Source organism: Nonomuraea diastatica (genome assembly GCF_004349015.1).
Taxonomy (GTDB): Bacteria; Actinomycetota; Actinomycetes; order Streptosporangiales; family Streptosporangiaceae; genus Nonomuraea; species Nonomuraea diastatica.
The window spans coordinates 1-21463 of the sequence record NZ_SMKP01000190.1; the positions used below are offsets into that span (position 1 = coordinate 1).

Here is a 21463-nt window from a genome sequence, read left to right on the forward strand (position 1 = left end):
CCCCCACGCCGACCCCGACGCCCTCCGCCACCGCGGAGGACGCCCACGGGGAGGAGGCTCACTGAGCAGGCGAAAACCCCTGTCCCGGCACGCGAACCGTGCCGGAACAGGGGTTTTCAGCTTTCGACGGCGTCGAACTTGTAGCCCAGGCCGCGCACGGTCAGGATGCAGCGCGGGTTGGACGGGTCGGACTCGATCTTGGCGCGCAGGCGCTTGACGTGGACGTCGAGGGTCTTGGTGTCGCCCACGTAGTCGGCGCCCCAGACCCGGTCGATGAGCTGGCCCCTGGTCAGGACGCGCCCTGCGTTGCGCAGCAGCACCTCCAGCAGCTCGAACTCCTTCAGCGGCAGCTGCACCTGCTCACCGCGCACGGCGACGACGTGCCGGTCGACGTCCATGCGCACGGGGCCGACGGCCAGCACGGCCGTCTCCAGCTCCTCGATGACGTCTCCCTGGCGGCGCAGGACCGCGCGGATGCGGGCCACGAGCTCGCGGGAGGAGAACGGCTTGGTGACGTAGTCGTCGGCGCCCAGTTCGAGACCGACGACCTTGTCGATCTCGCTGTCCTTGGCGGTCAGCATGATCACCGGGACCTTGGAGCGCTGGCGGAGCGAACGGCACACCTCCGTGCCGGGCAGTCCCGGCAGCATCAGGTCGAGCAGCACCAGATCGGCGCCGTTGCGGTCGAAGGTGTCGAGCGCCTCGGGCCCGGTCGCCGCGACCGACACCTCGAAGCCCTCCTTGCGGAGCATGTAGGACAGGGCGTCGGAGAAGGACTCCTCGTCCTCCACGACGAGCACTCGAGTCATTTGGCGGCCTCCAGGGGAATCGAGGGTGGTACTGCCACCGCCGTGCCGCCGAACGCGGGCAGGCGGAGCGTGAAGGTGGAGCCGGACCCTTCCTTGCTCCAGACGGACACCTCGCCCGCGTGCGCGGCGGCGACGTGCTTGACGATGGCGAGGCCGAGGCCGGTGCCGCCGGTCGCGCGCGACCTGGCCGCGTCGACGCGGAAGAACCGCTCGAAGATGCGTTCCAGGGCCTCCTCCGGGATGCCGATGCCCTGGTCGCTCACGCTGATCTCGACGGAGTCGCCCGCGGGCCGCACGCTGACGACGACCCTCGTGTGCTCGGGACTGTAGGCGACGGCGTTGTCGATCAGGTTGCGCAGCGCGGTGACGAGCAGCTCGTCGTCGCCCCAGATGCGCAGGCCCGAGGTGCCGCCGGTGACGAGCGCGATGTCCTTGGCCGCGGCCCTGGTGTTGCAGTGGTCGACGGCGTCGTTGACGGCCTCGTCGATCGAGACCTGGCCGGGGGTGGGGATGGGTTCGGCGCCCTGGATCCGGCTGAGCGTGATCAGGTCCTGGACGAGGTAGTTGAGCCGGGCGGTCTCCAGCTGCATGCGCCCGGCGAAGCGGGTGACCGCCTCGGGGTCGTCGGCCGCGTCCTGGATGGTCTCGGCGAGCAGGCTCAGCGCTCCCACCGGGGTCTTCAGCTCGTGGCTGACGTTGGCGACGAAGTCGCGGCGCACGGCCTCGACCCTGCGCCGCTCCGTCTGGTCCTCGGCCAGCACCAGCACCTGACCATGGGAGCCGAGCGGCGCCACGCGGACGGCGAAGCTCGTGGTCTCCTGACCGAACTTGTGTCCCGCGACGTCGATCTCGCTCTCGCGGATCTCGCCGTCGCGGCGCACCTGCCTGGCCAGCGCGAGCAGCTCGGCGGCCATCAGCCGCTCGCCCTTGACCAGCCCGAACGCCCGCGCCGCCGAGCTCGCGCGCAGCACGCGGTCGTGCGCGTCGAGCACCACGGCGGACGACGGCAGGACGGCGAGCACGGAGGCCACCCCCTGCGGCAGCGCCGCACCCGTCTCCACGCCGTCGTTCACGGCCGTGCGGCTCGGAGCCTCGATCTGGTTGCGGTAGAACAGAACCGCCAGGGCGCCCACGACGAACCCGGCCAGGGCCGCGAAGCTCATGGCCATCTCACTCATGTCTCCGATGGTAGGTCGCCTTTTCTGCAGGACAGACCCTCTCATCAGGGGATGAACATGCCTTTCCTGGAAAGTTCATCTGAGCGTTGGAGTTCGTTCATCGTCGGCCCCGTACGGTGACGGCATGCGCGACGCGTACCATGAAGAACTCGATTTGCTGACCGACAAGCTGGTCGAAATGACCAGGCTCGTCCGCTCGGCCATCTCCCGTGCCACCACGGCACTACTCGACGCCGACCTCGCGCTCGCGGAGAGCGTGATCTCCCGCGACGAGGAAGTGAACGCGACGTTCGCCGACGTCGAGTCGTCGATCTTCGAGCTGATGGCCAGGCAGCAGCCGGTCGCGGTGGACCTGCGAATGGTCATCACGGCGCTGCGCATGGGCACCGACCTGGAGCGGATGGGCGACCTCGCCGTCCACGTCGCCAAGGTCGCCCGCCTCCGCCACCCCGACTCGGCGATCCCCGCGGAGACCCGCTCGACGATCGTGGAGATGGGGCAGATCGCGGAGAACCTCGTCACCAAGGCCGGCAGCTGCGTGGCGTCCAGGGACGTGGACTCGGCGCTGGAGCTGGAGCAGGACGACGACGCGATGGACCGGCTGCACCGTCGGTTGTTCAGGAACATCCTGGCCAAGGACTGGCAGCACGGGGTCGAGCCGGCGATCGACATCACGTTGATCGGGCGCTATTACGAGAGGTACGCGGACCATGCCGTCAGGGTGGCGGGAGATGTCGTCTACCTCGTGACCGGGTCGCGGCCGAGCTAGGCCGCCACGGCGGCGTCGGGGGGCGTCGGGCGGCGGCACCTGGAGCGCTGCCGCCCTCGGCCGGTCACGGGGAAGTCAGCGGCCCTGGTTGGCGACGGCTTCGATGGCCGCCTCGGCCGCCTCAGGGTCGAGGTAGCGGCCGCCCCGCACCGCCGGGTTGTAGTCGGCGTCGAGGTCGTACACCAGCGGGATGCCCGTCGGGATGTTGAGGCCGGCGATCTCCTCGTCGCCGACGCCGTCGAGGTGCTTGACCAGGGCCCGCAGGGAGTTGCCGTGGGCCGCCACCAGGACCGTGCGGCCGGCTGCGAGGTCGGGGACGATCGCGTCGTACCAGTAGGGGAGCATGCGGTCGACGACGTCCTTCAGGCACTCGGTGCGGGGCATGAGCTCTGAAGGGAGCAAGGCGTAGCGCGGGTCGCCGGCCTGGGAGAACTCGTCGCCGTCGGCGATCGGCGGCGGGGGCGTGTCGTAGGAGCGGCGCCAGAGCATGAACTGCTCCTCGCCGAACTCCTCTCTGGTCTGCGCCTTGTTCTTGCCCTGCAGGGCGCCGTAGTGGCGTTCGTTCAGCCGCCAGCTGCGCTTGACCGGGAGCCAGAGCAGGTCGGCCGCTCCCAGCGCCAGCTGGGCCGTCTGGATGGCCCTGGTCAGCAGGCTGGTGTGGACGACGTCCGGGCGGAGCCCGGCTTCCTGGAGGAGTTTGCCGCCCCGGCGTGCCTCGTCTTCGCCCTTGGCCGACAGGCTCACGTCCACCCAGCCGGTGAACAGGCCCTTCGCGTTCCAGTCACTCTCGCCGTGCCGTAGCAGCACCAAAGTCGCCATACGCCCAATCCTAGGGGCGCTCCGACCTGGCCGGGTCGGCGAAGCGGGCGAACGCCTGCAGGTTGGCCAGCGACTCGCCGCGCTTGGCCCGCCACTCCCACTCGCGTCTGATCGACGAGGCGAAGCCCAGTTCGAGCGCCCGGTCGAACCAGTCGTCCGCGTAGGTCAGCACGCAGCCCAGCAGCCGGTCGATCTCGTCCTCGTCGACGGCGGCCAGAGGGACGCGTCCGACGAGGTGGACGTCGCCGACGGGGTCGAGAGAGAAGTGCACTCCGTACATCGTGCCGTTCTTGCCGAGCAGCCAGCGGTAGAACTCGGCGTGGTTCTCGTCGGGCCTGCGGCAGAAGAACGCCTCGACGTGCAGCACCGTCTCCCCGACGATCAGCCAGGTCATGGTGGCGAGCTTGTGCTGCCCGGGCAGTCTGACCAGGAACGCTCCGGGCCGCGGCTCGTCGTAGGTGACGTCCGCGGCCTTGAGCGCGGCTTCGACGACATCGCGCATGCTGCCCAGCATAGGCGGGCCAGAACAATGTACGGGTGCTAGAGGTTCACGGCCACGGGCGTCTTGTGCAGATTCGCCACGGCGGCCGCGTACACCTCCATGAGCCGTGAGGCGGTGGCCTGCCAGCCGAAGGCGGCGGCGTGGGCGCGGGCGCCCCGCGAGAGCTCGTCGCGGCGGCGCGGCGCGGTGACGAAGCGGCGCAGCGCCCCCGCCCAGTCGGCCGGGTCGTGGCCGTTCACGAGCACGCCGGAGACGTCGTGGCGCACGGCGGTACGCAGCCCTCCAACGGCGGCGGCGGCCACGGGCGTGCCGCAGGCCTGGGACTCCAGGGCGACGAGGCCGAACGACTCGCTGTAGGAGGGCACCACCGTCACGGACGCGGCCCGGTACCAGTCGGCCAGCTCTTCCTGCGCGACGGGCGGCACGAGGCGTACGACGTCGGAGATGCCCAGCTCGGCCGCCAGCTCGGTGAGGACGGACGGCCGGGCCAGGCCGTTGCCGGAAGGGCCGCCCACGCAGGCGACCACCAGGCGGTCACGTAGCGACGGGTCGTCGATGAGCATCCTGGAGGCCGCGCGCAGCAGGACGTCGGGCGCCTTGAGCGGCTGGATCCTGCCGACGAACAGCAGCACGTGCGCGGCCTGCGGCAGCCCCAGCCGGCGGCGGGCGGCGCCCTGCGAGGCGGGACGGAAGACGGTGAGGTTGACGCCGGGGTTCACGACGGCGACGCGCTGCTCGGGGGCGCCGTACAGGTCCATGAGCTCGCGCGCCTCGTCGGCGGTGTTGGCCACCAGGCGGTCGGCGATCTCCACGACCTGTTCCTCGCCCACCACCCTGGCCTGGGGTTCCGGTTTGTCGCCCTGGGCGAGCAGCAGGTTCTTGACCTTGGCCATGGTGTGCATGGTGTGTACGAGGGGCACGCCCCAGCGTTCCTTGGCCAGCCAGCCGACCTGGCCGGACAGCCAGTAGTGGGAGTGGATGACGTCGTAGCGGCCCGGGTCGTACATGGCCTCGGTGCGCAGCACCTCCGACAGGAACGCGCAGAGCTGGCCGGGCAGGTCGCTCCTGTCCATCTCCTCGTACGGGCCCGCGGTGAGGTGACGGACGAGGACGCCTGGGGCGAGCTCGGCCACGGGCGGCAGGTCGCGGGCGGTGGCGCGGGTGAAGATCTCCACCTCCACGCCGGCCTTGGCCAGCCGTTTGGCGGATTCGACGATGTACACGTTCATGCCGCCGGCGTCGCCCGTGCCGGGCTGGTCCAGCGGCGACGTGTGCATGCTGATGGTCGCGACCCGGTGGACCCGTCGTCGCCTCACTCGACACCACCTCCGAACCAATGACAACCCAGCAAATTTTTGCGACATTCCCGACACTTAGTCACAGTCGGGGTACAACGCCGGCGGACCTGCCCGCCGGCGCGGATCAGCGGGGCTGGCAGGATGAGGGGCATGCGGAGAACAGCCGTGGTGACGGGCGCCAGCAGCGGGATCGGGGAGGCGACCGCGCGCCGGCTCGCCGGCGAGGGCTACGAGGTGGTGGCGGGCGCCAGGCGCCGCGACCGGCTGGACAAGCTGGCCGCCGAGATCCCCTCGATCACGCCGGTGACGCTCGACGTGACCTCCCAGGAGTCGGTCGACGCGCTGGCGGGCGCGCTCGACCGCTGCGACGTGCTGGTCAGCAACGCCGGCGGCGCGCTCGGCCTCGAACCGGTGGCGGGGGCCCTGCTGGACGACTGGCAGCGGATGTACGACACGAACGTGCTCGGCTCCCTGCGCATGACCCAGGCGCTGCTGCCCCGGCTGATCGAGTCGGGGGACGGCGTGCTGGTCATGCTGACCTCGACGGCGGGCTTGGTGTCGTACGAGGGCGGGGGCGGCTACTGCGCGGCCAAGCACGCGCAGACGTCGATGGTCGAGACGCTCCGCCTGGAACTGGTCGGGCAGCCGGTGCGGATCGTCGAGATCGCGCCGGGCATGGTGCGGAGCGAGGGGTTCGCGGCCACCAGGTTCCGCGGCGACGAGGCGGCCGCGGCCCGCGTGTACGAAGGCGTGCCCGACCCGCTGACCTCCGATGACGTGGCCGACGCGATCGCCTGGACCGTGACGCGCCCCGCCCACGTGAACATCGACCGCATGGTCATCCGCCCCCGCGCCCAGGCGGCGCAGCACAAGATCCACCGCGTCGGTGGGTGAGGCCGCCCGCGCGGCGGCCGCCTGATGGGCAGGTCCGCCGCCCGCAGGCCGGTCGGGGCGATCACGAGGGGGACGACCGGGGACAACCGGCTGCGGCGCTCCGACCGCTGGGTCGCGGCCGTGCACGGCGGGCTGCTGCGGGCCGCGCGCCGGCCGCTGGTGGTCGACCTCGGCTACGGCGCCTCCCCTGCCACGACGCTGGAGTTGTTCACGCGGTTACGCCAGGTGGTGCCGCGGGTCGAGGTGGTGGGCATCGAGATCGACCCGGCGCGGGTGGCGGTGGCGAAGCCGTACGAGCGGGAGGGGCTGACGTTCCGGCTGGGCGGCTTCGAGCTGCCCGTGTCGCGCCCGCCGACGCTGGTGCGGGCGTTCAACGTCCTCAGGCAGTACGAAGAGGCCGAGGCCTGGCGGTACTGGGACGTGCTCCGCGACGGGCTGGCTCCCGGCGGCGTCCTGGTGGAGGGCACGTCGTCGGAGAACGGGCGGCGCGCGGTCTGGGCCGGGATGTCCAAGGAAGGGCCGGGGACGATCACCTTCTCCGCCCGGTTCGACGCCTTCGAACAGCCGTCCGATCTGGCCGACCGGCTGCCCAAGACCCTCATCCACCGGAACGTGCCGGGCGAGCGGATCCATGCGTTCCTGCGGGACTTCGACCACGCGTGGGCGGTGAGCGCGCCGTACGGCGCCCATGGGCGGCGGCAGCGGTGGCTGGCCGCGGTGCGCCTCCTGTCGATGGACGGGGCCGGGCCGTGGCCGGTGCCCCTGCGGCCGCCGCTCGGCGGGCCCGCGCGGTGGCGGCTCGGCGAGCTGACGCTGCCGTGGTCTGCGGTCGATCCCCGCTAGAGGCTGCTAGAGGTTCAGAGCAGGGACGCGAACGCGGCGTAGGCCCTGTCGTCGAACAACACGAACCGCACGTCAGGCACGGACGTCTCCGCCTGCCGCACCGTCTCCAGGGCGATCCGCGCGGCGTCGTCCATGGGCCAGCCGTAGATGCCGGTCGAGATCGCGGGAAAGGCCACCGAGCGCGCCCCGAGCGAGTCGGCCACCCGCAGCGACTCGCGGTAGCAGGAGGCCAGCAGCTCGGACCGGTCCTGCGACCGGGAATGGACCGGCCCGACGGTGTGGATCACCCACCGGGCGGGCAGCCGGCCCGCGGTCGTCGCGACCGCCTGTCCGGTCGGCAGGCCCTTGCCGTAGCGGGAGGCGCGCAGCCGCCTGCACTCGTCCAGGATCTCCGGCCCGCCGCGGCGGTGGATCGCGCCGTCGACGCCCCCGCCGCCCATGAGGGAGGAGTTGGCGGCGTTCACCACGGCGTCGACCTCCTGCTCGGTGATGTCGCCGAGGACCAGCGTGATCTCCATCCTCCCGAGGGTGCCAGCGATGGGCGGAAGCCGCCAATCTCACCCGCCGGGCTGGCTAACCTCGGCGGGTATGACCCTCGTCAAGTCCGTGCTGCTGTTCATGCTGGCCGCGCTCGCCGAGATCGGCGGCGCGTGGCTGATCTGGCAGGGGGTACGCGAGCAGCGCGGCGCCGTCTGGATCGGCGCCGGGATCGTCGCGCTCGGCCTGTACGGCTTCGTGGCCACGCTGCAGCCGAACGCGGACTTCGGCAGGGTCCTCGCCGCCTACGGCGGGGTCTTCGTGGCGGGCTCGCTGGGCTGGGGCATGGTCGTCGACGGGTTCAGGCCCGACCGCTGGGACGTCGCCGGCGCGCTGATATGCCTGCTGGGCGTGGCGGTGATCATGTACGCCCCCCGCGGCTGACGTACCGTCGCCCGGCGGACGCGCCAGGAAGATCCCGCAGCCCCGAATGCCAGCTCGACAGGTTGTAGAGCTAGTCTGAAGAGCGTGAAGGGTCTTGGCGAGCTTGAGCGCAGCATCATGGACATCCTCTGGGCGCAGAGCAGTGCACTGACCGCCCGCGAGGTCGGCAGGCTCATTGCCGACCGCGATCTCGCCCCCACGACGGTGATGACGGTGCTCGACCGGCTCACCCGTAAGGGCTTCCTCGAGCGCACCCGTGACGGCCGCGCGTGGAGATATCAGCCGGCGGAAAGCCGCGACGCGTACATCGCTGAGCTTATGCTGGAAGCGTTGGATATGACGGGTGACCGATCGGCCGCCCTGACCCGCTTCGCCCAGGCCGTGTCGGGCACGGAGGCGGAGCTTCTGCGCAGAGTCCTCACGGAGCTGGAGGAAGAGTGATCACGGCGGCGGTGCTGGCGGCGCTCGCCACGGCGTGCGCGGTCGGCGCCTGGCGTTTCACCACGGCCCGCTGGACCTCCCGGGCCCCCCGGCTGGCCGTCATCGTCTGGCAGTCCCTCGGTGTGGCGTGGGGGCTGGCGACGACCGGCGCCATGCTCGCCTACGCCGTCCAGCCCTACGGCACGGGGGTGTTGCAGGGGCTGATCGCGTTCGGGCGGGGCGAGACGCCGTCGCAGGCGTGGGACCCGCTGCACGTGCTCGCCCTGATCGCGGGCCTCACCGCGCTGGCCGTGCTGGTGGTCGTGCTCATCACGGCGGGCGTGCAGGCGCTGCGGGCCCGCCGGCGCCACCGCATGCTGCTGGCGCTGATCTCCCGCGACGACCCCGGCGTGCCCGGCGTGCGGGTGCTCGACCATCCGAGCGCCGCCGCCTACTGCGTGCCGGGGCTGCGTTCGCAGGTCGTGGTCAGCGAGGGCGCGCTCAAGCTGCTGTCGCAGGACGAGCTGGCGGCCGTGCTGGCGCACGAGTCGGCGCACGTGCGCGAGCGGCACGACCTGGTGCTGCTGCCGTTCGCAGCGCTGCGCAGGGCGCTGCCCTGGTCGAAGGTGGTGGCCGACGCGCAGTCGCAGGTGGAGCTGCTCATCGAGATGGCCGCCGACGACCGGGCCCGCCGCTACTGCTCGCCGCGCAGACTGGCGACGGCGCTGCTCAGGTTCGGCACGGCGGGCGCCATGCCGACGCCGCAGGGCATGCTCGGCGTGCACGCCCAGCACGTCATGGCGAGGGTCGATCGCCTGATCAAGCCGGGCCCCGAGCTGGCCACGCCGGCCCGCTACGGGTTCATCGCGCTCTCTGTGACTTTGCTCACCGCCACGCCGTTCCTGTGGGTCTTCCAGCTGTAGTGCTTGCTGGAGTTAATCACCGCGTTTGCAATTGCAAGCATCGCGAGGCAGAATACAGGTATGGCACTACCCAAGGTCGGCTCGATCGGCGAGTACATCCGCGAGCAGCGGCAGCAGGCGAAGATCTCGCTTCGCCAGCTGGCCGAGGCGGCGGGGGTCTCCAACCCCTATCTCAGCCAGATCGAGCGCGGGTTGCGTAAGCCGAGCGCGGAGATTCTCAACCAGATCGCCAAGGGTCTGCGCATCTCCTCGCAGGCGCTCTACGTGCAGGCGGGCCTCATCGAGGACCGCGAGGCGCCGAGCGACGTGATCACCGCGATCAGGGCCGACCCGCTTCTCACCGAACGGCAACGCCAAGTGCTGATCGATATCTACGAGTCGTTCCGCAAGGAGACGCCCGCCGAGGACGAGCAGACCTCCCAGAATGCTCATCCCCGGCGCGACCCGGAAACGGACGACGACCCGCTGCCCGAGGAGTTTCTCGCCGCTCTTGAGCCCTACGCGGCGCCCTCCGGCAACGGCAACGTCACCCAGGAAACCAAGGAAGGTTAACCCATGACGCTCGCCACCGAGGTCAAGAAGCTGACCGAGTCCAAGCCGTTCTACGCCGTCGCGGGTGTCGGCGACTACGCCGTCGAGAAGCTGCGCGAGCTGCCCGAGCAGCTGCAGAAGCTGCAGTCGCGCCGCTTCGAGTTCACCCAGGACATCCCGGTCAGGGCCCGCGAGTTCACCCAGGACCTCCCGGTCAGGGCCCGCGAGGTCGCCGGCAAGGCCGAGGGCCTGGCCAGAGAGCTCCCCGAGAAGGCGCGCGACTACGCCGACCAGCTGACGCACAAGGCCACCGAGGTCTACGACGACTTCGCCACGCGTGGCCGCAAGGTCGTCAGCAAGACGTCCGGCGAAGCCGCACTCGAGCTCGAAGAGGTGTCGGAGGCCGCCGAGCCGGCCGCCGCCGAGCCCGTCCAGCCGGCCAGGAAGACCCGCACCACCAAGGCCAAGTCCTGACCTAACGAAAAGGCCCGCCTCCATGGCGAGGCGGGCCATTCCCCCTTTCGGGGTGCCCGCACACAGGGGGCGCCTATTAGGCTGAAGCCGATTTCCTCGCGGCGTATAGGCGGAGCCAACGAATATGAATCTGATCAACGGTGTGTTCAACCTCCTCTTCCTGGTGCTCGCCGCCGTCATCTTCGGCATGTCGGTCTACGCGCTCGTGCACGCGCTGCGCGTCCCGACGAACGCGTTCGTCTCGGCGGGCAAACTGAAGAAGAACCTCTGGCTGCTGATCCTCGTGCTGGCGACGCTGTTCTCCGCCGGAGGCGCGTGGAGCTACTTCAACGCGTTCCTGATCGTCGGCGACGCCCAGTTCATCGGCATCGGCATCGGCATCTTCTCGATCGCGGCCGTGATCGCGGCCACCATCTACATCGTCGACGTGAAGCCGGCCGTCAAGGGGATGGGAGGCGGGCGCGGCGGCGGCGGTCCCTACGGCCCCTGGTAGTCAGGCCGACCGGCAGTCAGGCCAGCTGGGCCGCCAGCCACGCGGCGATGCGCTCGTGCCCGGCGGCCGTGGGATGCACGCCGTCGGGCAGCACCGCATCCGGCGGCCAGCGCGTGGCCATCGGGTCGAGGAAGGCCACGTCCTCACGCCTGGCCACCTCCGCCAGGGCGTCGCGCACGGCGTACGCCTTCGCGGGCGCGCCGAGCAGCCAGATGGGGCCGACCATGACGATCCTGGTGTCCGGCCAGTGCCCGCGCACGACGTCGAGCAGCCGCTCGGCGGCCCGCCCCACGCGGGCCGGGTCCCAGCGCCGGTCGTTGTGGCCGCCCGAGATGACCAGCACGTCGGGGGGCGGCCGCCACGACAGCTCCACCTCGAACGAACGCTGGAACGCACGCCCCACCCGCCCCTTGCTGAGATAGCCCGTGCCGCCCGCGCCCGCGATGACCGGCTGCCAGCCCAGCAGGCGCGCGGTCTCCGCCGCATACGTCTCCCAGCGCGGCACCGGGCCCGACCCGACGGTGAAGCTGTCACCCACGAACATCACGACCGGCGTAGCCGGCCTCACGACGGGCGTGGCGGGCACGAGCGGCGGGGTGGCCTCCGCGCCCGCGTTGCACCCGCTCAGGAACGCCGTGCCGAGGCCCGCCAGCGCGACGACCCGTGCGACTCGGGAACGATGCGTCAGGCCGCGCATGACCACCTCTGAGGGCTAAGCTGCCGATATGACCTACGACCTCCACGGGCGGACGCAACGGCTCGAACTGTCAGACCAGGATCTTCGCGACTTCGAAGCCGTGGTGCTGGAGTCGTCGCCCGAGGGGATCGTGCTGAGCAGGTCGGCATTCTATCCGGGTGGCGGCGGCCAGCCGGCGGATCACGGAGTTCTGCTCTGGCAGGGGGTGGAGACCCGCATCGTCGGGGCGCGCAAGGGCGACGACCTCCACCTGACCCCGGCGGAGGGCGACCCCGTCCCGCCGGCCGGCACGGTGGTCAAGGCGGCGGTCGCCGACGAGCGCCGCTCGGCCCTCATGCGCACCCACTCGGGGCTGCACGTGTTGTGCGGGGTGGTGTTCCGTGACTACGGCTGCCTCGTCACCGGCGGCAACATGGACGAGCTGACCGCCCGGATGGACTTCAACCTGCCCGAGGTGCCTCCGGGGTTCAAGGAGGCCGTCGAAGACGCCTGCAACGCCGAGATCGTCGCCGACCGGCGCATCGACGTGCGCGTGCTGCCCCGCGCCGAGGCGTTCGCCATCCCCGACATCATCCGCACGGCCACCAACCTGGTGCCCGAGACCGTGCAGGACGTGCGGGTCGTCGACATCGTCGGCCTCGACACCCAGGCCGACGGCGGCACCCACGTGGCCTCCACCAAGCAGATCGGCCACATCAAGGTCGCCAAGATCGAGAGCAAGGGCCGCGGCTTCCGCCGCCTGCGCATCCAGATCTCCAGCTGACCGATCTCCACTCAGCCGTTCTCCACGGCCAGGGCGCCGGGCCGGAGGGCGTTCAGCGAGCGGCTACCAGCATCACGCTGGACTAACAGGTCCGAACCGATACGATTTGCCGCCATGACGGGTATCAGGCTCACGATGGCAGCCCTCGCGGCCACCGCTCTGACGTTGACCGCAGCCCCCGCCATGGCGGCGGAGGCCGGGATCACGGACGAGGTGACGATGACCCTCGGCAAGGACGGCACCCTGCACGTGGTCGAGAAGATCACGGGGGCATCGGGGGGGCTCAAGCGCACGTTCATCACCAGGACCCGGTACGACGACAACAACGACCGGCTCTACCAGATCTCCAACGTCAAAGGCGGCACCTTCGCCGACGGCGTGCTCACCGTGACGGGCGGGACGGTCGAGTACGACGTCAAGGGCGCGGTGACGCCGTCCGGCAACGTCGAGGAGCTGCGCTGGTTCGCGGTGAACGGCTGGAACCAGCAGGTCACCAAGGCGACGGTCAAGGTGAACGGCCCCAGCCAGGTGCAGAACCTGTCCTGTTTCGCCGGCGAGCTGACCTCGGCGATCGGCTGCACCTCGGCGTCCATGAACCACACGGCCACCCAGGCGGACTTCGAGCAGGAGAACATCGGGCCGGGCGACGCGCTGACCGTGGTCGTCGGATACCCGAAGGGCTCCAGCAGCGGGGTCCCCATCCTGGAGAAACGGTTCTCGCTGGCCTCCGCGTTCACCCTCGACCTCGTCACCGGCGGCGCCCTGGCCGCCCTGCTGGTCCTGCTGCTCGGCGGGTTCGGCCTGCTGTACTGGACCCGGGGCAGGGATGCCAGGGTCGCCGACCATGAGAAGGACTCGGTAAATCCGGTGCAGAACGGGCACTTCACCCCGCCGGACGGGGTGCGTCCCGGCCAGATCGGCACGCTCGTCGACGAGCAGGCCGACGTGGTCGACGTGACGGCCACGATCGTGGACCTGGCGGTGCGCGGCTACCTGCGCATCGACGAGCAGCCCCGCCAGACGTACGACGCGCCCGACTGGCTGCTCGTCAGGCTGCCCAACGCGCCCGTCAACGCGCTCCTGCCGTACGAGCGGGCGCTCTACGACGCCATCTTCGACGGCCGTGACGCGGTGCTGCTGTCCCAGCTGTCCGGCTCGTTCACCAGCCACCTGGGCGAGGTGCGCGACGCGCTCTACGCGGATGTGGTCGAGCAGGGCTGGTTCGCCCGCCGCCCCGACACCGAGCGCACCAGGTGGACGACCCTCGGCGTGGTGCTCATCGGCGTCGGCCTGCTGGCCACGGTGGCGCTGGCCTGGTTCACGACGTACGGGCTGCTCGGCCTGGCGCTGATCATCGCCGGCGGCGCGCTGGCCGTGGGCGGACAGTACATGCCGGCCAAGACCGCCAAGGGCTCGGCGGCCCTGGCGCACACCATGGGCTTTCGTGAATATCTCTTCTCGGGCGAGCTGGGCGACGTGCCCGAGCAGCACAGGGTGGAGCTGTTCTCCCGCTACCTCCCCTACGCCGTGATCTTCGACGGGGTGGAGCACTGGTCGCGCGTGGTGGCCTCGGTCACCGGCAACGGCCACCAGTCGGACAACCTCTACTGGTATCACGGCCCCGCCGAGTGGGACCTGTCCAAGTTCGCCGGCTCGATGCGCACGTTCACCACGACGACCTCCGGCGCCATCTCCGCCAGCCGCCAGTTCCGCACGCTCTGACGCGGGCGCACCGCGCACGCTCCGGCGCCGTAGCAGGCCCCGCACGCTCCAGCGCAGGCGGCCCCGCACGCTCTAGCGCAGGCGGACCCGCAGCTCTCCGGCCGGGCGTCCGCCGCCGAGCACAGCCGGCGCGCCCAGCTCGGCCAGTCCGGGCGCGTCTAGGCCGAGCGAGCGCAGCGCCGCCACGGTGACGGCGACGCGGGCGCGCTGCGAACCGTCCTCGACCTTGACGGTGCCCGCCCGCCCGTCCTCGAACACGAACGCGTCGAACGCCTCCGCCCCCGCCTTCACCATGAGCCCGGGCAGCGCCCGCATGAGCGTGGCCTCCGGGCGGCCGGTGCCGGAGGTCCACTCGGGGTGGGCGCGCATCGCGTCGAAGATCTTGCGTTCGTACGAGTCGGGCGACGACAACGCGTACGCACGGAACGCCTTGGTCACCCCGAGCATCGACACGAAGTGCAGCGGCGCCCCGCACCCGTCCACGCCGGTGGCCGCGATCCGCTCCCCGGTCAGCTCCTCGACCGTCTCGCGGATCGCGCGCTGCAGCGGATGCCGGGGCTCCAGGTAGGTCTCCGTCGGCCAGCCGTTCGCCACGCAGGTGGCCAGCATGGCGGCGTGCTTGCCCGAGCAGTTCATGTGGGCGCGGCTCCGCTCGGTCACCGTCCTGTCGAACGGATGGTCCTCGGGGCAGCGCAGGGCCGTCTCCTCCAGCCCCGTCCCGGCGAGGATCTTCATGACGCCGTCGACGTGGAACGGCTCGCCCGAGTGGGAGGCGCAGGCCAGCGCGAGAAGCTCGTCTTCCAGCCGCAGGCCGGCGCGGAGCATGCCGAGCACCTGCAGCGGCTTCAACGACGAGCGCGGCGAGGCGGGAACATGCACCGCGCCGCGGGTCTCGACCAGGCGCCCTTCGGCGTCCACGGTCAGCATGCGCGCCTGGTGCGTGGACTCCACGAACCCCGACCGAACGACTTCCACAACCACCGACATGTCGCGACCCCTTTCGGGACGAGTCTACGGACGGTTCTTCCTGGTCCAGAATGGATGTCCATGCGAGCAGTCGTGCAACGAGTGAGTTCGGCATCGGTCGAGGTCGACGGGCGGACGGTGGGGGCGGTCGCCGAGCCGGGCCTGCTCGTCCTGGTGGGCGTCACCCACACCGACACGCGCGCCGAGGCGGCCAGACTCGCCGCCAAGCTGTGGGGCCTGCGCATCCTGCACGGCGAGAAGTCCTGCTCCGACGTGTCGGCGCCGCTCCTGGTGATCAGCCAGTTCACGCTCTACGGCGACGCGCGCAAGGGCCGGCGGCCCACCTGGCAGGCCGCGGCTCCAGGGCCGGTCGCCGAGCCGCTGGTGGAGGCCGTCGTTGCCGAGCTGCGCGCGCTGGGTGCCCACGTGGAGACAGGGGTCTTCGGCGCCGACATGAAGGTGTCGCTCGTCAACGACGGCCCGATCACGCTCGTGCTGGAGGTCTGAGACGTCGGGCCGCCCGACCGCCGGGCCCGCTGAGGCCGGGGTTTCAGCGGATCCGGCGGCGCAGCGAGGGGTCGATGGTGACGTTGCGGCCCGCGTCAGGTGGCACGATGACCTCCTGTGTGGCGGCCACCCCACCGGCCAGCAGCGACGCGTCCACCGGCACGGAGCGTTTGACCACGGCCAGCGCGATCGGGCCCAGCTCGTGGTGGCGCGCCGCCGTGCCGACCACGCCGATCTCCTGGCTCTCGAAGATCACCGGGGCGCCGTGCGGGGGCAGCGTGTCGACGCTGCCGTCGAGGTGGAGGAAGACCAGGCGGCGCGGCGGATGCCCCAGGTTGTGCACGCGTGCCACGGTCTCCTGGCCGCGGTAGCAGCCCTTGGTCAGGTGGACGGCCGCGCCGACCCAGCCCACCTCGTGGGGGATGGTCTTGTGGTCGGTCTCGAACCCCAGCCGCGGCCGGCCCGCCTCGATCCGGAGCGCCTCATAGGCCCACAACCCGGCCACCGGCCGGCCCAGGTGCTCGTGCAGCTCGGCCCGCGGCACCAGGAAGTCCTCGCCGGCCGTGGACAGCACGGCCAGGTCGTCGACCCGCGACACCTCCACGCGCAACATGAACCGCATCCGGTCGAGATAGTCGATCAGGCTCTGGGCGGTGCCCGGCTCGACGTGGGCCAGCACGCTCTCGCCGTCGTCGACCAGCGTCAGGTGGTGTTGGACGCGGCCCTGCAGGTCGAGGTCGAGCGTCTGGGTCCACTCACCGGGGGTCAGCGCGTCGAGTTTCTGCGAGGTCAGGTCGTTGAGCCATTTCAGCCGGTCGGCGCCCGAGACACGGATCACCTCGCGGTTGCTGCGGTCGACGACCGCCTCGCCCTTGGCCAGCGCGCGCTGCTCGGCGAACAGGTCGCCGTAGTGGGCGGCTACGTCGGAGTCCGGCGCGTCGGCGGCGACGGCCCCGGGAAGGTCGAGCAGAGGGCTACGCATGCCCTCCAGGCTATCGGCAGTTGCGGCAGCGTCCGAAGACGGTCAGGTGGTGCACGTCGGCGACGAACCCCAGCTCTTCGTCCAGGCCCTTGACCAGCCCGTCGGCCATCTCGGGACGCACCTCGATCACCTCGTCGCAACCCCGGCACACCAGGTGCACGTGGTCGGCCTCGGCGGCCAGGTGGTAGGTCGGCGCCCCGTGGCCGAGATGGGTGTGGGTGACCAGGCCGAGCTCTTCGAGCAGCTCCAGCGTGCGGTAGACCGTCGAGATGTTGACGCCGCGGGCCGTCTCACGGACCTTGACGCAGATCTCCTCCGGCGTGGCGTGCATCAGCTCCTTGATCGCCTCGAGGACGAGCTGGCGCTGGGGAGTCACACGGTAGCCCTTGGCGCGGAGTTGCTCGTGCCACTGCGTCTCCGTCATGTCCCGAGTGTAAGGCGCGTGGCCGCGACCTGCTGGCGGACCGGCCGGACGAGGCCGGGCCGATATTCGCTTGCCCCTTCCGAGCCGGAGCACATAGCTTCGTTGGTACGCGGAAAGGAGGTGGTCCAAACAATGGTGATTCATAGTTGGACTAGCGAGGTGGTTGTCCGCTAGCGCCGCGGACTGTTGTCTCGTGGCGTTCGCGAAATACGAGGCAACCACCGGGGCCCCTGGCAGCCGGAGGGCGGGATGTCATCCCGACCATGGTCCATCCGGCCCGCCTGCTCGGCAGGCGGAGCGTCGCCCGGGGCCCTTCTTCATGTCCGGACCCGGACGCGTGGGTCAGTGTTGCTTCCGGGCCGGGATGCCCAGCTTGTCGCACGCGTCGCGATAGAGGCGCACGACGGCCATGCGCACCTGGGAGCGCTCGGTCAGCGTCTCGCCCCACGGCACCCGCACCCGCTCGCCGCCGTCCACCGTGAACTCGATGCCCTCGGCGTCGACGTCGCTCGTCACGGCGGTGGTCGCCTCAGGCCGGCCCCCGAGCCCGCGTACGATGATCAGCGCGTCGTCGGGGTGGTCGTCGTTCATGTGGCTCTTGATCGCCTGAACGGCGGCGGGAGTGAATGGCGTGCTCATCGCCTCAAGCTACCTTCTTCAGCTCGGCCGACATATGGTCCGTGAGCGGGTGTCCGACGGCGGCCATCTCATAAGCCCACATGAGGTTGCCGTTGACGAGCCCGTAGAGCCGGTGACCCGCGGTGTATTCCTTCGCCGAGGCGGTGCGCGCGACCACGTCGGTGTAGAGCTCGATCTTGTGGAAGACGACCTCGCCGACGTAGATCTCGACGATGCCGGTCGGGTGCGACAGCACTACCTCGATCTGCCTGTCGGGCTGCGGCCGCCAATATCCCGACTCAGTGGCCAGCGGCCTGACCCGGTTTCCCGCGTCGTCGAGCAGCCACGTGCGGCTCGTGTACGTCAGGAACGGCTTGCCGTTGTGCCCGAACTCGATCTCCTGCCCGAAGTTGAAGCTCTCGATCGTCGGATAGCCGCCCACGCCGGCGCCTTCCCACCGCCCCAGCAGGAACACGATCGGCTCCAGGTCGGGGTGCACCTCAGGTTCTTCCATGCTCCCCAAGGGTAGTAGGGGACGTTAGGGTGACGGGCATGGCACGATCTCTGGTGATCAAGGTTACCGCGGGAGCCGACGCGCCCGAGCGCTGCAACCAGGCGTTCACGGTCGCGGCCGCCGCGCTCGCGAGCGGGGTCCCCGTTTCTCTCTGGCTGACCGGCGAGGCGTCGTGGTTCGCGCTGCCGGGGCGGGCCAAGGAGTTCGGCCTGCCGCATGCCGCGTCTCTCAGCGACCTGCTCGACGCCGTGCTGGCCGGCGGCCGGGTGACGCTCTGCACGCAGTGCGCCGCCCGCAGGGAGATCACCGTCGACGACCTCATCGACGGGGTGCGCATCGCCGGGGCGCCGGCTTTCGTCGAGGAGGCGGTCGCCGAGGGCGCCCAGGCCCTCGTCTACTGACCGGTCCCCGTGGGGAGCGGCTCGCCGGTCTCCAGCAGGCTCTTGAGGCTGGAGAGCAGCTCGGGCCAGCCTTCGCTGACGGCATCGCGCACGACGCTGTCCGGCGGGAAGCCGCTGTGCACGATGGTCAGCTTGACCATCTCGCCGGCCTGCCCGATCTCGAAGGTCACCGTTGACCTGGGCTCCGCGGCCATCTCGGCGCGCTTCTCGCCGCTCAGGCCGACGCTTGCCGCAAACTCCGGCGTGAAGGTGTGCCACGTGTAGGCCAGCCGGCGCGGCGGGTCGGCCTCCAGCACGACCTGTTCAGGGTCCTCCATCGTGACGCCGAGCTGCTTCCAGGTCACGGTCGATCCGACCGTCCAGTCCGATTCGAGCTCCACGCCCCAGTAACGCTTGGTGAAGGCGGGCTCGGTCAACGCCTGCCAGAGGCGTTCTGGTGTGGTCTTGATGTACGTCGTGTAGACGAAATCGTGGTTCGTCACGGGGGTGTGCTCCAATGCCGTCTTGAGGTCGGTCAGGGCGCCGGCCCGGTGGCGGTCGTACCTGTTGATCCAGCGGTCCGCGATGGCGTTGATCGGCACGGCGTTGAGGTAGTGCAGCTTCTCCCGGCCGCGCCACACCGTGGTCACCAGGTTGGCCGCCTCCAGCACGGCCAGATGTTTGCTGACCGACTGCCTGGCCATGTCGAGCTCGGTGCACAGCTCGCGCAAGGTCTGCCCGCTGCGCGCGTTCAGGCTGTCCAGCAACCTGCGCCGGCCGGGGTCGGCCAGCGCCTTGAACACCTCGTCCATCACATCGGTCCGTCCATGGCGCCAACAGGCAGCCAATCGACTGCATATAGGAACATTAGGCAGCCATCGGGCTGCATGTCAAGCGCGTACCCAGGGGGACGGCAGATCCGCGCGAAGGCCGCGCTGCTGATGACCTGGCCCGCCGCGGCGGCCGTCAGTCCGGCAGGACGGCCGCGAGGCGTTCTCGGCGGAGGGCTTCGTAGCGGGAGTCGTCGAGCGGCGCCAGATCACCCGCGCACCACGACAGCAGCAGGTCGGCCAGCGCCGGGTTGCGGGCCAGGGCGGGCCCGTGGAGGTAGGTGCCGACCACGTGCCCGGTGTAGCACCCCTCGAAGTTGTCACCGTTGCCGATGCCCACGAGCGTCTTGGACAGCGGCTTGACCCCCGGACCGAGGTGGGTGACGCCCATGTGGTTCTCGAAGCCGGTCAGCGTGGGCAGGTTGAGGGCGGCGTCGACCTCCGCCACCAGCTCGCCCACCGCCCGCGCGGGCCCGCGGGAGCTGGAGAGGTCGAGCAGCCCGATGCCGTCCACCGGCTGGCCCTCCTCGCCGCCGAACGTGCTGCCCATGATCTGGTAGCCGGCGCAGACCGCCAGCAGGACCGCACCGCCGGCGATGGCGCGGTGCAGGCCGCCGTCCCTGCGCAGGCGCTCGGCGGCCAGGATCTGGGGGCGGTCCTCGCCGCCGCCGATGAGGTAGAGGTCGCCGGTCTCCGGCACCGGATCGGCCGAGCGTACGTGGACCGTCTCCGTCTCTATGCCCCGCAACTGCGCCCGCCGCTCCAGGACGAGCACGTTGCCCTGGTCGCCGTAGGTGCTCAGCAGGTCAGGGTAGATCCAGACGATACGCAGGGCGCTGTCAGACGGCACGACCGAACTCCGATCGGATCTGCTGGAAGGCGGTGTAGTTGGCGATCACGTCGACCCGGCCGGGCGGCTGCATGGCCAGCGCCTCGGTGAACGTGTCGCACAACGTGAACGGCACGTCGGCCACGTCGAGCCGGAGCGCCAGGTCGAGGCGGCGCTGGCCGGTGACGAACACGGGCCGGCCGAGCAGGATGCGGTAGTCGACGTCCCACAACCACGAGGTGTCGCGGCCGTCGGGGCCCTGGGCGTTGACCGACAGGATGATCGGCAGTTGCGGGTCGGCGACGTCGAACGCCTCCAGCCAGCCCGCCGGGTTCTTCGACAACAACAGCCGCGCGTAGCGGCCGTCACGCTCGACCGTGGTGTAGCGGCCCGCGACCGAGGTGACCTCGCGCAGCCGGGGCAGCGCCCGCTCCACCGGCACCCCGAACGCGTCGGCCACCGCCAGCGCCATCACGGCGTTGGAGCGGTTGGCCGCGCCGGGCAGCTGGATGTCGAGCAGCCACCGCTCGCCGTGGGGGTCGATCGCCACGTCGTCGTCGACCGCCCACTGCGGCTCCGGCCGGTGGAACGTGCACTCGCGGCACGCCCAGTCGGCGTCTTTGCGGTCGAGAGGGCCGCCGCACTCGGGGCAGCACCAGGAGTCTTCCTTCCACCGTTGCCCACCGGCGACCCAGGTGACCTTGGCGGCCGTGGAGGCGCCCCAGGTGACGAGCGGGTCGTCGCAGTTGGCGATGACGTGGGTGGGCTTGCCCGACAGCGCCCTGCGCCACTTCTGCGCGAGCAGCCAGATCTCGGCGGCGCGGTCCATCTGGTCGCGGCTGAGGTTCATCAGGCAGACGACGCCCGCCCCGGTGGTGTCGAGCACCTCGGGCAGGTATTTCTCGTCGACTTCGAGCACGCCGTAGGGGGCGCCCTTGTGCTGGGAGAGCGCCGAGACGTGGCCGGCCGGCATGTTGGCCCCGAACGCGTTGGTGGCCACCTCTCCGAGCTCCAGGAGCGCCGAGGTGACCAGCCTGGTCGTGGTCGTCTTGCCGTTGGTCGCGCTGATCAGCGCCAGCTTGCGGTCGAGGGCCAGCTTGCGCAGGAGGTCGGGCTCGAGCAGCAGCCCGACCCGGCCGCCGATCACCGAGCCGTCACCGCGCCCCGTCATCCTGGACAGCGTGGCGGCACTGCGGCCCAGGGCACTGGCGAGCTGCGCCCGCAGAGGAAGCTGGGTCATGTGCATGGATCCTAGTCGTGGTTGGCCCCTTCGCCGCCTACGCGGCGGAAAACGCGGCGCGGCCGGTGCGGGCCCGCTCCCCTCAGGTGGTGGGGACCGGGGCGGAAACAGGGGGAG

28 protein-coding genes are annotated in these 21463 nt (G+C 70.7%); 13 read left to right on the forward strand and 15 right to left on the reverse strand.

The features are described 5' to 3' along the window. Window positions 1–116: 116 nt before the first annotated feature. Complete coding sequence (locus tag E1294_RS42605) at window positions 117–809, reverse strand: response regulator transcription factor (protein ID WP_132516891.1); 693 nt, start codon at window positions 807–809, stop codon at window positions 117–119. Beyond that, complete coding sequence (locus E1294_RS42610) at window positions 806–1978, reverse strand: sensor histidine kinase (protein ID WP_132516945.1); 1173 nt, start codon at window positions 1976–1978, stop codon at window positions 806–808. The genes E1294_RS42605 and E1294_RS42610 overlap by 4 nt, the downstream gene beginning before the upstream one ends. A 133-nt stretch (window positions 1979–2111) precedes the next feature. On the opposite strand from E1294_RS42610, the gene phoU reads away from it, so the two are divergent. After that, the gene (phoU, locus tag E1294_RS42615) at window positions 2112–2756 is read left to right on the forward strand and encodes a phosphate signaling complex protein PhoU (RefSeq protein WP_132516893.1); all 645 of its coding nucleotides are present in this window, start codon (window positions 2112–2114) and stop codon (window positions 2754–2756) included. A gap of 75 nt (window positions 2757–2831) precedes the next feature. Here phoU and E1294_RS42620 read toward each other — a convergent pair whose 3' ends face one another. From E1294_RS42620 to mshA, 3 genes are read right to left on the reverse strand one after another with little or no spacing between them, the layout of a single operon-like run. After that, window positions 2832–3575 (reverse strand): phosphoglyceromutase, encoded by a 744-nt coding sequence (locus tag E1294_RS42620; protein ID WP_132516895.1) that lies wholly within the window; start codon window positions 3573–3575, stop codon window positions 2832–2834. A gap of 10 nt (window positions 3576–3585) precedes the next feature. Next, a complete protein-coding gene (locus E1294_RS42625) occupies window positions 3586–4077 on the reverse strand; it encodes a type III secretion system chaperone family protein (RefSeq protein WP_132516897.1) in 492 nt (163 codons plus the stop codon). 38 nt (window positions 4078–4115) lie between these two features. Further along, window positions 4116–5393: a D-inositol-3-phosphate glycosyltransferase gene (gene mshA, locus E1294_RS42630; protein ID WP_425465262.1), complete on the reverse strand. Its 1278-nt coding sequence runs from the start codon at window positions 5391–5393 to the stop codon at window positions 4116–4118. A 132-nt stretch (window positions 5394–5525) separates the two neighbouring features. Here mshA and E1294_RS42635 point away from each other — a divergent pair, with 132 nt between their 5' ends. Then, window positions 5526–6269, forward strand: coding sequence for an SDR family NAD(P)-dependent oxidoreductase (locus tag E1294_RS42635; protein ID WP_132516901.1), 744 nt, complete (start codon window positions 5526–5528; stop codon window positions 6267–6269). 24 nt (window positions 6270–6293) lie between these two features. Continuing rightward, window positions 6294–7112, forward strand: coding sequence for a class I SAM-dependent methyltransferase (locus E1294_RS42640; RefSeq protein WP_132516903.1), 819 nt, complete (start codon window positions 6294–6296; stop codon window positions 7110–7112). A 14-nt stretch (window positions 7113–7126) separates the two neighbouring features. On the opposite strand, the gene E1294_RS42645 is transcribed toward E1294_RS42640, so the two are convergent. Continuing rightward, window positions 7127–7630 carry an O-acetyl-ADP-ribose deacetylase gene (locus E1294_RS42645; protein ID WP_132516905.1) on the reverse strand — a complete coding sequence of 168 codons (504 nt, stop codon included), beginning with the start codon at window positions 7628–7630 and terminating at the stop codon, window positions 7127–7129. Between the two features lie 70 nt (window positions 7631–7700). Here E1294_RS42645 and E1294_RS42650 point away from each other — a divergent pair, with 70 nt between their 5' ends. The 6 genes from E1294_RS42650 (at window position 7701) to E1294_RS42675 (ending at window position 10874) form a co-directional block, all read left to right on the forward strand. Beyond that, window positions 7701–8033 (forward strand): YnfA family protein, encoded by a 333-nt coding sequence (locus E1294_RS42650; protein WP_132516907.1) that lies wholly within the window; start codon window positions 7701–7703, stop codon window positions 8031–8033. An 84-nt stretch (window positions 8034–8117) separates the two neighbouring features. Next, window positions 8118–8474: a BlaI/MecI/CopY family transcriptional regulator gene (locus tag E1294_RS42655; RefSeq protein WP_132516909.1), complete on the forward strand. Its 357-nt coding sequence runs from the start codon at window positions 8118–8120 to the stop codon at window positions 8472–8474. Continuing rightward, window positions 8471–9376 (forward strand): M56 family metallopeptidase, encoded by a 906-nt coding sequence (locus E1294_RS42660; protein ID WP_132516911.1) that lies wholly within the window; start codon window positions 8471–8473, stop codon window positions 9374–9376. The genes E1294_RS42655 and E1294_RS42660 overlap by 4 nt, the downstream gene beginning before the upstream one ends. Window positions 9377–9436: 60 nt before the next feature. Next, complete coding sequence (locus E1294_RS42665) at window positions 9437–9928, forward strand: helix-turn-helix domain-containing protein (protein ID WP_132516913.1); 492 nt, start codon at window positions 9437–9439, stop codon at window positions 9926–9928. Between the two features lie 3 nt (window positions 9929–9931). Next, window positions 9932–10381 (forward strand): hypothetical protein, encoded by a 450-nt coding sequence (locus E1294_RS42670; protein WP_132516915.1) that lies wholly within the window; start codon window positions 9932–9934, stop codon window positions 10379–10381. A 124-nt stretch (window positions 10382–10505) separates the two neighbouring features. Continuing rightward, window positions 10506–10874: a DUF2516 family protein gene (locus E1294_RS42675; RefSeq protein ID WP_132516917.1), complete on the forward strand. Its 369-nt coding sequence runs from the start codon at window positions 10506–10508 to the stop codon at window positions 10872–10874. 16 nt (window positions 10875–10890) lie between these two features. Here the strand turns inward: E1294_RS42675 and E1294_RS42680 are convergent, their stop codons facing one another. Beyond that, a complete protein-coding gene (locus E1294_RS42680; RefSeq protein ID WP_132516919.1) occupies window positions 10891–11571 on the reverse strand; it encodes an SGNH/GDSL hydrolase family protein in 681 nt (226 codons plus the stop codon). Between the two features lie 28 nt (window positions 11572–11599). Here E1294_RS42680 and E1294_RS42685 point away from each other — a divergent pair, with 28 nt between their 5' ends. Both E1294_RS42685 and E1294_RS42690 read left to right on the forward strand, forming a co-directional pair. Further along, window positions 11600–12334 carry an alanyl-tRNA editing protein gene (locus E1294_RS42685; RefSeq protein ID WP_132516921.1) on the forward strand — a complete coding sequence of 245 codons (735 nt, stop codon included), beginning with the start codon at window positions 11600–11602 and terminating at the stop codon, window positions 12332–12334. A 114-nt stretch (window positions 12335–12448) separates the two neighbouring features. Beyond that, entirely contained in the window at window positions 12449–14056 is a 1608-nt protein-coding gene (locus tag E1294_RS42690) for a DUF2207 domain-containing protein (RefSeq protein WP_132516923.1), read from the forward strand. Between the two features lie 72 nt (window positions 14057–14128). Here E1294_RS42690 and E1294_RS42695 read toward each other — a convergent pair whose 3' ends face one another. Then, on the reverse strand, window positions 14129–15043 hold the full coding sequence (locus E1294_RS42695; protein WP_132516925.1) for an asparaginase: 915 nt from the start codon (window positions 15041–15043) through the stop codon (window positions 14129–14131). 60 nt (window positions 15044–15103) lie between these two features. Here E1294_RS42695 and dtd point away from each other — a divergent pair, with 60 nt between their 5' ends. After that, on the forward strand, window positions 15104–15529 hold the full coding sequence (gene dtd, locus E1294_RS42700; protein ID WP_132516927.1) for a D-aminoacyl-tRNA deacylase: 426 nt from the start codon (window positions 15104–15106) through the stop codon (window positions 15527–15529). Window positions 15530–15572: 43 nt separating this feature from the next. On the opposite strand, the gene ygfZ is transcribed toward dtd, so the two are convergent. The 4 genes from ygfZ to E1294_RS42720 all read right to left on the reverse strand — a co-directional run bounded on the left by ygfZ (window position 15573) and on the right by E1294_RS42720 (window position 18067). Next, window positions 15573–16511, reverse strand: a complete 939-nt coding sequence (gene ygfZ / locus E1294_RS42705) for a CAF17-like 4Fe-4S cluster assembly/insertion protein YgfZ (protein ID WP_132516929.1) — start codon at window positions 16509–16511, stop codon at window positions 15573–15575. 10 nt (window positions 16512–16521) lie between these two features. Then, entirely contained in the window at window positions 16522–16935 is a 414-nt protein-coding gene (locus E1294_RS42710) for a Fur family transcriptional regulator (RefSeq protein WP_132516931.1), read from the reverse strand. 342 nt (window positions 16936–17277) lie between these two features. Next, the gene (locus tag E1294_RS42715; protein WP_132516933.1) at window positions 17278–17574 is read right to left on the reverse strand and encodes a DUF2470 domain-containing protein; all 297 of its coding nucleotides are present in this window, start codon (window positions 17572–17574) and stop codon (window positions 17278–17280) included. A gap of 4 nt (window positions 17575–17578) precedes the next feature. Beyond that, on the reverse strand, window positions 17579–18067 hold the full coding sequence (locus tag E1294_RS42720) for a heme-binding beta-barrel domain-containing protein (RefSeq protein WP_132516935.1): 489 nt from the start codon (window positions 18065–18067) through the stop codon (window positions 17579–17581). A 38-nt stretch (window positions 18068–18105) separates the two neighbouring features. On the opposite strand from E1294_RS42720, the gene E1294_RS42725 reads away from it, so the two are divergent. Further along, entirely contained in the window at window positions 18106–18468 is a 363-nt protein-coding gene (locus tag E1294_RS42725) for a DsrE family protein (protein WP_132516937.1), read from the forward strand. Here the strand turns inward: E1294_RS42725 and E1294_RS42730 are convergent. The 3 genes from E1294_RS42730 to E1294_RS42740 all read right to left on the reverse strand — a co-directional run bounded on the left by E1294_RS42730 (window position 18462) and on the right by E1294_RS42740 (window position 21346). Beyond that, a complete protein-coding gene (locus E1294_RS42730) occupies window positions 18462–19259 on the reverse strand; it encodes an ArsR/SmtB family transcription factor (protein WP_132516939.1) in 798 nt (265 codons plus the stop codon). The genes E1294_RS42725 and E1294_RS42730 overlap by 7 nt on opposite strands. Window positions 19260–19413: 154 nt before the next feature. After that, the gene (locus E1294_RS42735) at window positions 19414–20127 is read right to left on the reverse strand and encodes a type 1 glutamine amidotransferase (RefSeq protein WP_132516941.1); all 714 of its coding nucleotides are present in this window, start codon (window positions 20125–20127) and stop codon (window positions 19414–19416) included. Next, window positions 20117–21346 (reverse strand): MurT ligase domain-containing protein, encoded by a 1230-nt coding sequence (locus E1294_RS42740; protein ID WP_132516943.1) that lies wholly within the window; start codon window positions 21344–21346, stop codon window positions 20117–20119. The genes E1294_RS42735 and E1294_RS42740 overlap by 11 nt, the downstream gene beginning before the upstream one ends. Between the last annotated feature and the right edge of the window lie 117 nt (window positions 21347–21463).